10 protein-coding genes are annotated in these 13,203 nt (G+C 60.1%); 5 read left to right on the top strand and 5 right to left on the bottom strand.

The annotated features are described in order from the left end of the window. The 3 genes from rdgC to sugE all read left to right on the top strand — a co-directional run. Window positions 1–801: recombination-associated protein RdgC (gene rdgC, locus ACIP1X_RS16190; protein ID WP_400753512.1), on the top strand; the 801-nt coding region annotated here is incomplete at its 5' end. A 145-nt stretch (window positions 802–946) separates the two neighbouring features. Further along, window positions 947–1,912: a bile acid:sodium symporter family protein gene (locus ACIP1X_RS16185; protein WP_400753509.1), complete on the top strand. Its 966-nt coding sequence runs from the start codon at window positions 947–949 to the stop codon at window positions 1,910–1,912. 118 nt (window positions 1,913–2,030) lie between these two features. Continuing rightward, window positions 2,031–2,345 carry a quaternary ammonium compound efflux SMR transporter SugE gene (sugE, locus tag ACIP1X_RS16180; RefSeq protein WP_008077894.1) on the top strand — a complete coding sequence of 105 codons (315 nt, stop codon included), beginning with the start codon at window positions 2,031–2,033 and terminating at the stop codon, window positions 2,343–2,345. A gap of 114 nt (window positions 2,346–2,459) precedes the next feature. On the opposite strand, the gene ACIP1X_RS16175 is transcribed toward sugE, so the two are convergent. The 4 genes from ACIP1X_RS16175 to ACIP1X_RS16160 form a co-directional block, all read right to left on the bottom strand. Next, the gene (locus ACIP1X_RS16175; RefSeq protein WP_282358739.1) at window positions 2,460–4,334 is read right to left on the bottom strand and encodes an MFS transporter; all 1,875 of its coding nucleotides are present in this window, start codon (window positions 4,332–4,334) and stop codon (window positions 2,460–2,462) included. Window positions 4,335–4,432: 98 nt separating this feature from the next. Further along, window positions 4,433–5,584: a TDT family transporter gene (locus ACIP1X_RS16170; protein ID WP_400753506.1), complete on the bottom strand. Its 1,152-nt coding sequence runs from the start codon at window positions 5,582–5,584 to the stop codon at window positions 4,433–4,435. Window positions 5,585–5,689: 105 nt separating this feature from the next. Further along, window positions 5,690–6,001: a cupin gene (locus ACIP1X_RS16165; protein ID WP_159814917.1), complete on the bottom strand. Its 312-nt coding sequence runs from the start codon at window positions 5,999–6,001 to the stop codon at window positions 5,690–5,692. A gap of 44 nt (window positions 6,002–6,045) precedes the next feature. Next, on the bottom strand, window positions 6,046–7,245 hold the full coding sequence (locus tag ACIP1X_RS16160; protein WP_400753504.1) for an MFS transporter: 1,200 nt from the start codon (window positions 7,243–7,245) through the stop codon (window positions 6,046–6,048). Window positions 7,246–7,336: 91 nt separating this feature from the next. Between ACIP1X_RS16160 and ACIP1X_RS16155 the strand changes: the two genes are divergently transcribed. Further along, complete coding sequence (locus ACIP1X_RS16155; protein ID WP_400753502.1) at window positions 7,337–7,879, top strand: TetR/AcrR family transcriptional regulator; 543 nt, start codon at window positions 7,337–7,339, stop codon at window positions 7,877–7,879. 223 nt (window positions 7,880–8,102) lie between these two features. Next, on the top strand, window positions 8,103–11,573 hold the full coding sequence (locus ACIP1X_RS16150) for a NahK/ErcS family hybrid sensor histidine kinase/response regulator (protein WP_400753500.1): 3,471 nt from the start codon (window positions 8,103–8,105) through the stop codon (window positions 11,571–11,573). Window positions 11,574–11,685: 112 nt separating this feature from the next. On the opposite strand, the gene rmuC is transcribed toward ACIP1X_RS16150, so the two are convergent. Continuing rightward, complete coding sequence (rmuC, locus tag ACIP1X_RS16145) at window positions 11,686–13,050, bottom strand: DNA recombination protein RmuC (protein ID WP_178124210.1); 1,365 nt, start codon at window positions 13,048–13,050, stop codon at window positions 11,686–11,688. Between the last annotated feature and the right edge of the window lie 153 nt (window positions 13,051–13,203).

Here is a 13,203-nt window from a genome sequence, read left to right as displayed (position 1 = left end):
ACCTACGGTTTCGTCGCGCCGTTCGGCAAAGGCGAAGATGCTCCATTGGTACACGTCAGCGGTGACTTCCTGCTGATTTCCGCGCGTAAAGAAGAACGCATTCTGCCGGGCAGCGTCGTGCGCGACGCGGTTAAGGAAAAGGTCGAAGAGATCGAAGCCGAGCAGATGCGCAAGGTCTATAAGAAGGAACGCGATCAGATCAAGGATGAAATCATCCAGGCCTTCCTGCCGCGCGCCTTTATCCGTCGCTCGTCGACCTTCGCCGCCATCGCGCCGAAACAGGGTCTGATCCTGGTCAACTCGGCCAGCCCGAAACGCGCTGAAGACTTGCTGTCGACCCTGCGTGAAGTGATCGGCACCCTGCCCGTCCGTCCGCTGACCGTGAAAATGTCGCCAACCGCGACCATGACCGAATGGGTTACCACACAAAAAGCCGCCGACGACTTCTATGTACTGGACGAGTGCGAACTGCGCGACACCCACGAAGACGGCGGTATCGTCCGTTGCAAACGTCAGGATCTGACCAGCGAAGAAATCCAGCTGCACCTGAGTACCGGCAAAGTCGTCACGCAGCTGTCGCTGGCGTGGCAGGACAAGTTGTCGTTCATGCTTGACGACAAGATGACTGTAAAACGTCTGAAGTTCGAAGACCTGTTGCAGGATCAGGCGGAACAGGACGGTGGCGACGAGGCACTGGGTCAACTGGATGCCAGCTTCACCCTGATGATGCTGACCTTCGGTGATTTCCTGCCGGCGCTGGTTGAAGCATTGGGTGGTGAAGAGACTCCGCAGGGGATCTAAACCCTTGTGAAATCCCAATGTGGGAGCGGGCTTGCTCGCGAAAGCGGTGTGTCATTCAACATTAACTTGGCTGACCCGACACTTTCGCGAGCAAGCCCGCTCCCACAATTGGTTTTGTGGTGTAACTAACAATAAGGAACAAGCCATGCGCGCACTGGCTGCACTCAGCCGCTTTGTCGGCAATACCTTCGCTTACTGGGTTCTGATTTTCGCGGTCATCGCGTTCCTGCAACCGGCATGGTTCCTCGGCCTCAAAGGCGCGATCGTGCCGCTGCTCGGGCTGGTGATGTTCGGCATGGGCCTGACCCTCAAACTCGACGACTTCGCTGCCGTTGCTCGCCATCCGTGGCGTGTGGCACTGGGCGTGGTTGCACATTTCGTGATCATGCCCGGTGTGGCGTGGTTGCTTTGCCAGGTGTTTCACCTGCCGCCGGAAATCGCCGTCGGGGTGATTCTGGTTGGCTGCTGCCCGAGCGGCACCTCGTCCAACGTGATGACCTGGCTGGCCCGTGGTGATCTGGCGTTGTCGGTGGCCATCGCTGCCGTTACCACCCTCCTCGCTCCGCTGCTGACCCCGGCGCTGATCTGGCTGCTGGCTTCGGCGTGGTTGCCGGTGTCGTTCATGGAGCTATTCTGGTCGATCCTGCAAGTGGTGCTGTTGCCGATCATTCTCGGCGTGGTTGCCCAGCGCGTGCTCGGTGACCGGGTTCGTCATGCGGTGGATGTGTTGCCGCTGGTGTCGGTGGTCAGCATCGTGATTATCGTCACTGCCGTGGTCGCCGCCAGCCAGGCGAAAATTGCCGAATCCGGTCTGCTGATCATGGCCGTGGTGATGCTGCACAACAGCTTCGGTTATCTGCTGGGTTACTTCACCGGTCGCCTGTTCAAGCTGCCGTTGGCTCAGCGCAAATCGCTGGCGCTGGAAGTCGGCATGCAGAACTCGGGATTGGGCGCCGCGTTGGCCAGCGCGCACTTTTCGCCACTGGCGGCAGTGCCGAGCGCGTTGTTCAGTGTCTGGCACAATATTTCCGGGGCGCTGCTGTCGACCTACTTCCGCCGCATGAGCGAGAAGGAAGATCGCGAGGCGCTGGCGCAACAGGCTGCCGACTGAGCTGAAACTTGATCCCCGGGTTAATGCTGGTCAAACTATCGCGCAACGCGAGGACGACCTCGCGGCTCGATCGAGTCATTAATCTGGGGACGACCCCGTCAATCGATGGAGGTCTCTCATGTCCTGGATCATTCTGTTTTTCGCCGGCCTGTTCGAAGTCGGCTGGGCCGTTGGCCTGAAATACACCGATGGCTTCAGCCGTCCACTCCCTACTGCACTGACCGTTGCGGCCATGGCCATCAGCCTTGGACTGCTCGGCCTTGCAATGAAGGAATTGCCGCTGGGCACGGCGTATGCGATCTGGACTGGGGTCGGTGCCGTGGGCACGGTGATTGCCGGGATCATTTTGTTTGGCGAATCGATGGCGTTGATTCGGCTGGCGAGTGTGGCGTTGATCATCACCGGGCTGATTGGGCTTAAGGTCAGCGCTTAGGCCTCTACCGCTTTCGCGAGCAAGCCCGCTCCCACATTCGACCGCGTTCCATCATGGGAATACGGTCAACTGTGGGAGCGGGCTTGCTCGCGAAGAGGCCCTAAAAATCACTAATTATCTAACCGCCCCACGCAACTCCCCCACCAACACCTGCAACTTCGCCGGCTCCGCCGCTTCCACAGCTACCGCCGAACCCGCCACCAATGTCACCCGCGACCACAACCGGTGAAAAAACCCCTTGTTCGGATCGCGACTGAAGAAACTCCCCCACAACCCCTGCAACGCCAGCGGAATCACCGGTACCGGCGTCTCCTCTAGAATCCGCGTCAGCCCGCCCCGGAACTCATTCATCTCGCCATCAGCAGTCAACTTGCCTTCCGGGAAGATGCACACCAGTTCACCGTTCTTCAGATACTGAGCAATCCGCGTGAAGGCCTTTTCGTAGATCTGGATATCTTCCTGCCGCCCAGCGATAGGAATGGCCCCCGCCGTGCGGAAGATAAAGTTCAGCACCGGCAGGTTGTAGATTTTGTAGTACATGACAAAGCGAATCGGCCTACGCACGGCGCCGCCAATCAGCAAGGCATCGACGAACGACACGTGGTTACACACCAACAACGCCGCGCCCTCATCAGGAATCGCCTCAAGGTTGCGATGCTCGACGCGGTACATGGAATGGCTGAGCAGCCAGATCATGAAACGCATACTGAACTCGGGGACGATTTTGAAGATGTAGGCGTTGACGCCGATGTTCAGCAGCGACACCACCAGGAACAGCTGCGGAATCGACAGTTTGACCACGCTCAACAACACGATCGAAACGATGGCCGAGACCACCATAAACAGTGCGTTGAGAATGTTGTTCGCTGCGATCACCCGCGCGCGCTCGTTCTCGGCGGTGCGCGACTGGATCAATGCGTACAGCGGCACGATATAAAAGCCGCCGAAAATGCCCAGACCGAGAATGTCGATCAACACCGCCCACGTGTGCACAAAGCCCAGCACTTCAACCCAGCTATGGCCAGTGACGCTGTCCGGAATCCCGCCGGAATGCCACCACAGCAGCAAGCCAAACACGGTCAGACCAAACGAGCCGAACGGCACCAGACCGATCTCGACTTTACGTCCGGAAAGCTTCTCGCAGAGCATTGAACCGAGGGCGATCCCCACCGAGAACACCGTGAGAATCAAGGTGACCACGGTTTCATCGCCGTGCATCCATTCCTTGGCATACGCCGGAATCTGCGTCAGATAAATCGCCCCGACAAACCAGAACCACGAATTGCCTACGATCGAACGCGACACCGCTGGGGTCTGGCCCAAGCCGAGTTTCAGCGTCGCCCACGATTGGCTGAAGATATTCCAGTTCAGGCGCATTTCCGGCGAGGACGCCGCCGCCCGTGGAATGCTGCGGCTGGCGAGATAACCCAGCACGGCAATGCCGACGATGGCGCCGGACACCAGTGGCGCGTAGTGCGTCGAAGACATGATGACCCCGGCGCCGATGGTGCCGGCGAGGATCGCCAGAAACGTGCCCATCTCCACCAGGCCATTGCCGCCGACCAGTTCATCCTCGCGCAATGCCTGCGGCAGGATCGAATACTTCACCGGCCCGAATAGCGCCGAGTGCGTGCCCATGGCGAACAACGCCACCAGCATTAGTGACAGATGATCGAACAAGAATCCGACGGATCCCACCGCCATGATGGCGATTTCCGCCAGTTTGATCAGACGGATCAACGCGTCCTTGGCGAACTTTTCGCCAAACTGCCCGGCCAGCGCCGAGAACAGAAAGAACGGCAGAATAAACAGCAGCGCGCAGAGGTTGACCCAGATCGAGCGGTCACCCTCGATGGTCAGTCGATAGAGAATGGCGAGGATCAACGACTGTTTAAACACGTTGTCGTTAAACGCGCCGAGCGATTGCGTGATGAAGAACGGTAAAAACCGTCGCGTGCGCAGCAGGTTGAACTGTGAGGAGTGACTCATCTTCCGTGTTTCCCTGATTTTGCTGGGGGGTGGTCTGGATACTGTCTATTGGATTCACAAACCGCAATCCAGGCCACACCTTAGCTAAATATTTCAGGTTATTTCTTCAAACCGGCGATGCACGGTGAAACAAACAGCTCGCCACGCCACGCGCCTTGCACGGTGCGTTTACCGACGATCAGCCACATGATCGCGAGCAACGTCACCAACACACAGCCAACCACGCTGAAAAAGCCGAGATTCAAGGTGCTCGCCAGCTTCAACGTTGCCAGCGAATAAACGCCCAACGGGAAGGTGAAACCCCACCAGCCAAGATTGAACGGGATGCCGTCACGCAGATAACGTGCGGTGATCAGCAGCGCCATCAACATCCACCACAACCCGAAGCCCCACAGCGTGATGCCGGCGACCAGGCCAATGCCCGATGCGATTTCGCCGATGCCCGGCAGACCGTTGGCGGCGAAGATCGCCGGTGCATCAGCGCCCAACAGCAACATGCCCAGCGCACCGGTGCCGATCGGGCCGAGGGCCAGCCAGCTCGAAGCGGCCATGTTTTCGTGGGGCAGTTTGTGCAGGGCCATGCGCAGCAGAAGGATTGTCAGAATGCTGAACGCCACCGGTAGGGAAAATGCCCAAAGCACGTAGCTGGTGGTCAGCACCACCAATTGCGAGTGGGCATCGGTCAGATGCGGTGCGAGCAAACCACCGCTGGCCGCTGCCACTTCTGCGGCGACTACGGGCAACAGCCAAACGGCGGTCATCTGATCAATGCTGTGTTCCTGACGGGTAAACATCATGTACGGAATCAACACGCCGCAGGCCAGCGACATCGCCACGTCGATCCACCACAGCACTTCGGCGAGATGAATCACCCCGTCGCCCCAGCGCGGCAGGCCGAACACCAAAAAGCCGTTGATGATCGTCGCCAGGCCCATTGGGATGGTGCCGAAGAACATCGATACCGTGGAATGCCCGAAAATCCGCCGCGCTTCATCGAAGAACAGAATCCAGCGAGCGGCGTAAGCCAGGGTAAACAACGTGAACAACAAAATGTTGAACAACCACAGCCCTTCGGCCACGGCGTGCAAACCGGGAATCGCCACCGGCAGTTGCGCCAACGCCAATGCCAGCACACCGGTACCCATGGTCGCGGCGAACCAGTTCGGTGTGAATTGGCGGATCACTTCACGCGGATGCTGAAGTTGGCTGAATGGCTTGATGCCGGGTTTGGCGCTGTTGGGGCAAATCATCATGAACTCCTGTCCTCAGGTGAGGTGGAATTCATGGTAGATCCGAATCGAATATCTATATAACGGGTAATATCTCTAACTATTATCTGTTTTGCCAATAAGCAGTCAAACGCTGCCTTCGCTTTCGATCACCAGAATCCGCGCCGCGCCTTGTGGGTGCGCGACATGCTCGGTGCCGACCGAGGCGTAAAAGATGTCGCCGATGTCGAGCTGCACCTGTTTTTCCTCGCCGTTTTCGCGGTAGTGCATCTGCACCTGGCCATCGAGCACCACGAATACTTCTTCGCCATCGTTGACGTGCCATTTGTACGGCTGATCCGTCCAGTGCAGGCGCGTGGTGATGCCGTTCATATTGGCGATGTCCAGCGCGCCCCAGGCGCGGTCGGCGGTGAAGGTTTTGCTGCGGATAATCTTCATGAATCGATCCGTGAGAAGAATGGCCAAGCAAGGCTAACCGAAACTCAGGGAGCGCTGCACACCTTGACTGCTTTGGCGCGCAGGCTGAGCAATAACGCGCCGACTGCCAACACGATCAGTACCGCGCCGTAGCCATCAGTGGTTGCCAGCAAGCCATAGGTGCGAGCCAGATAACCGGCCAACAATGCCGGCAGGCAGAACGCGAGGTAGCTGAGCACGTAATACGCCGACATCAAACCGGCCCGTTCGTGAGGCAATGCCAGCGGAACCAAGCTGCGCACTGCGCCAAGGAAGCCCGAGCCAAACCCACAACCGGCGACCAGCGTGCCGAGGAAGAACAGCGAAAGACTTGCGCTGTGCACGCCGAGCAAGATCAGCACCAGACCCATCGGCAGCAAACTCGCGCCCAGCCGCAAGGCTTGTTTGGCGCTGCGATTGCGCAGGGTAAAGATCATCAGCGCACCAGTCAGAGTCAACGCCGCCACGGTCGAGCCGCCGATCAGGTTGGACGTCGAACCGGTGGCCGTGCGCACCAATGACGGTGCCAGCGAGGCGTAAAAACCACCGAGCGCCCAGGTCGCAGTGTTTAACGGCAGCACTCGCCACAGGGTTGAACGCGCCTGAGCCGGCACGTGCAGCGTCGGCTTTAATGACGCCCAGGCCCCGGCTTGCGGAGAGACACTTTCCGGCAGACGCCAGACATAAATCCCCTGCAACACAAACAATCCGAGCAGCAGCCAATAGGTCAGTTGCAACGGCGCCGGAGCAAATTCCGCGAGCAAACCGCAACCCAAACCGCCCAACGCCATTCCCAACAGCGGCGCGACGCTGTTGATCAACGGCCCTTGCTGGCGATCCGTATCGAGCAACGTCGCGCTCAACACCGCAGTGGCCATGCCGGTGGCGAAACCTTGCAGGACGCGCGCGCTGATCAACCATGTGACGCTGTCGGCGTAGATAAACAGCAGCATCGCCAAGGCATTGAGCAGCACGGCGGTAAAAATCACCGGTTTGCGCCCGACGTGATCGGACAGCGAACCCACTGTTAATAGCGCCGCCAACAGACTGAGCGCATACACGCCGAAGATCAGTGTCAGCACCACCGCCGAGAAATGCAGTTGATCCTGATACAGGTGATACAACGGCGTCGGCGCGGTGGAAGCGGCGAGAAAACTGAGTAAGGTGATCGCCAGAAACCACAGGCTGGAGCGGTTTGAAACGACGTTATTCAAGGGGCTGGTCATTGGCACACTCCGCAAAAGCTAATTTTTTGCTTTTGCGGAGTGTGCTACCGCCTCGCGCTTAAAGCAAATTCTTTGTGTTAAGGTCTGCCGCATGGCTATTAAAGAAGGTTTACGCCCCGGCGGCCGCAGTGCCCGGGTGCAAGAGTCGATTCATTCGGCAGTCCACGCGCTCCTGCAAGAGCAGGAGCGCTCGACCGTGACCGTGCCGCAAATCGCCGCACGCGCGGGGGTGACGCCGTCGACAATTTATCGTCGCTGGGGGGATCTGGCGGCGTTGCTCGCAGACGTCGCCCTCGCCCGCATGCGCCCGGACAGCGAGCCGGCAGCAACGGGCAGTTTGCGCAGCGATATTCGTGCGTGGGCCGAGCAGTATCTCGACGAGATGAGCTCCGAGCCCGGCCGCAACATGATGCGCGACGTGCAAGCGAGCGCGACGCCGGGGTATTGCGTGACGATTATTGGCGCGCAGTTGCAGACGATCATTGAACGGCATCCGGATGAAACCGCGCCGAGTGTAGATCGGTTGATCAACCTGGTGGTGGCGCCGGTGGTATTCCGGATCCTGTTTTCGGCGGCGGCGCTGGAGGTGGAAGAACTGCATCGGCTGATCGATATCGCGTTGCAGCAGACCTGACGCCTTCGCGAGCAAGCTCAGCTCCTACAGAGGAACACATGCCCTTGTAGGAGCCGAGCTTGCTCGCGAAGAGGCCCGCCCGGTCACCCGAGAAACCACCCGGTTCCACCCCTGCGACACCCCGCCACGCCACGACCTTGGTCGACACTGACTAACCGCCGCACTCATGCGAGACTGTTGGCCCGGACAGGGTTGCCGGGGAGTCTTCTGTCGGGAGTGTTGCATGTCGTTGTCCACCGGGCTGATCGCCGCCGTCGCCCTGGCCTATATGGCCATCATGTTCGCTATCGCCTTCTACGGCGACCGTCGCAGCGCGCCTTTGCCGCCGCGGATGCGTGCCTGGGTGTACAGCCTGTCGCTGGCGGTTTATTGCACCAGCTGGACATTCTTCGGCGCGGTCGGTCAGGCCGCCGAACAACTGTGGTCATTCCTGCCGATTTACCTCGGGCCGATCCTGCTGCTGCTCGGCGCGCCGTGGGTGCTGCAGAAAATGGTGATGATCAGCAAACAGGAGAACATCACCTCCATCGCTGACTTCATCGCCGCGCGCTACGGCAAATCGCAATCGCTGGCGGTGGTCGTCGCGCTGATCTGCCTGGTCGGCGTCCTCCCCTACATCGCCCTGCAACTCAAAGGCATCGTCCTCGGCGTGAACCTGTTGATCGGCGCCGGTGCCGACGCCATGGGCACCCGCGCGCAGGACACGGCGCTGATCGTGTCGCTGGTGCTGGCGCTGTTCACCATCGTCTTCGGTACGCGCAACCTCGACGCCACCGAGCACCACCGCGGCATGGTGCTGGCGATTGCCTTTGAGTCGCTGGTCAAGCTGTTTGCTTTTCTCGCGGTCGGCGCCTTCGTCACTTTTGGTCTGTACGACGGTTTCGATGACCTGTTCAACCAGGCAATGCTCGCCCCGCGCCTCGAGGAATACTGGAAAGAAACCATTAACTGGCCATCGATGGTGGTGCAGACCGGCGTGGCGATGATGGCGATCATCTGCCTGCCCCGGCAGTTTCACGTCACCGTGGTGGAGAACATCGACCCGCAGGATCTGCGTCTGGCCAAATGGGTGTTCCCGGCCTACCTCGCACTGGCCGCGCTGTTTGTAGTCCCGATCGCCCTCGCCGGTCAGATGTTGTTACCGAGCGACGTACTCCCCGACTCCTTTGTGATCAGTTTGCCGCTCGCTCAAGCCCATCCGGCGCTGGCGCTGCTGGCGTTTATCGGTGGTGCTTCGGCGGCGACCGGCATGGTCATTGTCGCCAGCGTAGCGTTGTCGACCATGGTCTCTAACGACATGCTATTGCCGTGGTTGCTGCGCCGAAATAACGCCGAGCGCCCGTTCGAAGTGTTTCGTCAGTGGATGCTCTCGGTGCGCCGCGTCAGCATCGTGGTGATTCTGTTGCTGGCGTATGTCAGCTATCGCCTGCTCGGTTCCACCGCGAGCCTGGCGACCATCGGCCAGATTGCCTTCGCCGCTGTCACCCAATTAGCCCCGGCCATGCTCGGCGCGCTGTACTGGAAACAGGCTAACCGGCGCGGGGTTTTTGCCGGTCTCGCTGCCGGTACTTTCCTGTGGTTTTACACGCTGATTCTGCCGATTGCCGCGCACAGCCTGGGCTTGTCCCTGAGCAGTTTTCCGGGGCTGGCGTGGCTGCACAGCAATCCACTGAACTTGCCGATCACCCCGCTGACACAAGGCGTGGTGCTGTCGCTGGCCGGTAACTTCACCTTGTTCGCGTGGGTCTCGGTGCTGTCGCGCACGCGGGTATCGGAACACTGGCAGGCCGGGCGTTTTATCGGTCAGGAGATCAGCGCACGGCCAAGTGCCCGCTCAATGTTGGCGGTGCAGATCGACGATTTGCTGCAACTGGCGGCGCGGTTTGTCGGTGAAGAACGCGCGCGGCAGAGCTTTATTCGTTTCGCTTACCGTCAGGGCAAAGGCTTCAACCCGAACCAGAACGCCGACGGCGAATGGATCGCCCACACCGAGCGCTTGTTGGCCGGTGTGCTTGGCGCTTCTTCGACGCGCGCTGTAGTAAAAGCCGCCATCGAAGGTCGGGAAATGCAGCTGGAGGACGTAGTCCGGATCGCCGACGAAGCGTCGGAAGTGTTGCAGTTCAACCGCGCCCTGCTGCAAGGCGCGATCGAGAACATCACCCAAGGCATCAGCGTGGTCGACCAATCGCTGAAACTGGTGGCGTGGAATCGACGCTATCTGGAGCTGTTCAACTACCCGGACGGTTTGATCAGCGTTGGCCGGCCGATTGCCGACATCATTCGCTACAACGCCGAGCGCGGCTTGTGCGGCCCCGGCGAAGCCGAAGTACACGTTGCCCGCCGTTTGCACTGGATGCGTCAGGGCCGTGCACACACCTCCGAGCGGCTGTTCCCCAACGGTCGGGTGATCGAACTGATCGGCAACCCGATGCCGGGCGGCGGTTTCGTCATGAGTTTCACCGACATCACTGCGTTCCGCGAGGCCGAGCAGGCGCTGACCGAGGCCAACGAAGGCCTGGAACAACGGGTCAGCGAGCGCACGCAGGAACTGTCGCAACTCAACGTCGCGCTGACCGAAGCCAAGGGCACCGCCGAGGCAGCGAACCAGTCGAAAACCCGCTTCCTCGCAGCGGTCAGCCACGACTTGATGCAACCGTTGAACGCCGCCCGCCTGTTCTCCGCCGCCCTCTCCCATCAGGACGATGGCTTGAGCAGCGAGGCGCAGAAACTGGTGCAGCACCTCGACAGTTCGCTGCGTTCAGCCGAAGACTTGATCAGCGATCTGCTGGATATCTCGCGCCTGGAAAACGGCAAGATCAACCCGGATCGCAAGCCGTTTGCGCTCAATGAGCTGTTCGATATTCTCGGCGCCGAATTCAAGGCATTGGCGCAAGAACAAGGCCTGACCTTCCGCGTGCGTGGCAGTCATCTGCGCATCGACAGCGACAGCAAATTGCTGCGGCGGATTTTGCAGAACTTCCTCACCAATGCGTTCCGCTACGCCAAAGGCCCGGTGCTGCTCGGCGTGCGTCGGCGCGGGGGAGAATTGTCGCTGGAAGTGTGGGATCGCGGACCGGGGATTCCGGAGGACAAGCTGCAGGTGATTTTCGAAGAATTCAAACGCCTCGACAGCCACCAGACCCGCGCCGAAAAAGGCTTGGGGCTTGGCTTGGCGATTGCCGATGGCTTGTGCCGCGTGCTCGGCCATACGTTGCGCGTGCGTTCGTGGCCGGGGCGCGGCAGTGTGTTCAGCGTCAGCGTGCCACTGGCCCCGACGCAAACCGTGCCGGCCAACGCCGCCGTCGAGTTGAACGGCAAGTTGCTGGGCGGCGCGCAGGTGCTGTGCATCGACAATGAAGACAGCATTTTGATTGGCATGAACAGTTTGCTCAGCCGCTGGGGCTGTCAGGTGTGGACGGCGCGCAATCGCGAGGAATGTGCGGCGTTGCTTAAGGATGGCGTGCGGCCGCAACTGGCATTGGTGGATTACCACCTGGATCACGGCGACACCGGGACTGAGTTGATGGCGTGGTTACGCACGACGTTGGGCGAGCCGGTGCCGGGGGTGGTGATCAGTGCGGATGGGCGGCCGGAAACGGTGGCGCAGGTGCATGCGGCGGGTCTGGATTATCTGGCGAAACCGGTGAAACCGGCGGCGTTGCGGGCGTTGTTGAGTCGGTATGTGCCGCTCTAAAAGCAAAAGATCGCAGCCTTCGGCAGCTCCTACAGGTTCGGTGTCAGACCAGATTTTTGTGTTCGACAAAAATCCCCTGTAGGAGCTGCCGCAGGCTGCGATCTTTTGATCTTTATTCCGGCAATTCAACCAAGCCATCAACATCGGTCATCGCCCGCTCCAGCAGATCCGCCGGCAAGCTCTTGCTCGCTCGCGCCCCGAGCAGTTTGAGCTGTTCACTGCGGCTGACCAGATTGCCGCGCCCTTCTGTCAGTTTGTTGCGCGCTGAGCTGTAGGCTTTGTCCAGTTGTTGCAGACGATTGCCGACCTCGTCCAGATCCTGAATGAACAGCACGAACTTGTCGTACAGCCAACCGGCACGCTCGGCGATTTCCCGGGCGTTCTGGCTCTGGCGCTCCTGCTTCCACAGACTGTCGATGACCCGCAATGTCGCCAATAAGGTAGTTGGGCTGACGATAACGATGTTGCGGTCGAACGCCTCTTGAAACAGTGACGGTTCAGCCTGCAACGCCGCCGAGAACGCTGCTTCGATCGGCACGAACAGCAAAACAAAATCAAGGCTGTGCAGGCCTTCCAGACGCTTGTAATCCTTGCCGGCCAAGCCTTTGACGTGATTGCGCAGGGACAGTACGTGCTGCTTGATCGCGATCTGGCCGAGGGTGTCGTCTTCGGCGGCGACGTATTGCTGATACGCGGTCAGACTGACTTTCGAGTCGACCACCACCTGCTTGTCGCCCGGCAGATAAATCACCACGTCGGGCTGGAAACGCTCGCCGTCCGGGCCCTTCAGATTGACCTGTGTCTGGTACTCGCGGCCCTTCTCCAGACCAGCGTGTTCGAGCACCCGTTCGAGAATCAGCTCGCCCCAATTGCCTTGGGTTTTCTGGCCCTTGAGGGCACGAGTCAGGTTGGTCGCTTCGTCGCTCAGGCGCAGGTTGAGCGCCTGCAAACGCTCCAGCTCCTTGGCCAGCGAAAAGCGCTCGCGGGCTTCAGCCTGATAGCTTTCTTCCACACGTTTTTCGAAGGATTGGATGCGTTCTTTCAGCGGATCGAGCAACTGGCCGAGGCGCTGTTGGCTGGTTTCGGCGAAACGCTGCTCGCGCTCATCGAAGATCTTGCCGGCCAGTTCGGCGAACTGCGCGCGCAGCTCATCGCGCGAACCTTGCAGGTCGCTGAGGCGTTGTTGATGGCTTTCCTGTTGCTCACGCAGCTCGGCGTTCAACGAAGCGGCTTGCGCGTCGAGACGGCGCAGTTCGGCTTCTTTGCTGGCACGTTCGATGTTCCAGGCGTGGGAGGCGTCGCGGGCGTCGTCGCGCTCGATCTGCAGCAACTCGACTTCACGGCGCAGGGCCGCCAGTTCAGCCTGTTTCGCGGCGTTGGCCTGGCCCAGATCAGCGACTTCATCGCGGCTCGCCTCAAGCTGAGCGTTGAGGCCGTCCTGCGCCAGTTGCGCCATGGCCAGCCGCTCTTCGAGCAGGGCCACGTCGGCTTGGCCGTTGCTCGCCCGGCGCTGCAGTTGCCAGGCCAGCGCCAGCAATGGCAACCCCGCTGCCGCGAGACCGAGCAATACGCTGGTCAAGTCCATCGCCATAGAGATTCCTGCCCATCCAATAAAGCCTGAAGGTTAACC

Source organism: Pseudomonas sp. NPDC088885 (genome assembly GCF_044750025.1).
GTDB lineage: Bacteria > Pseudomonadota > Gammaproteobacteria > Pseudomonadales > Pseudomonadaceae > Aquipseudomonas > Aquipseudomonas rustica.
This window is presented reverse-complemented; position numbering and strand designations above follow the sequence as displayed.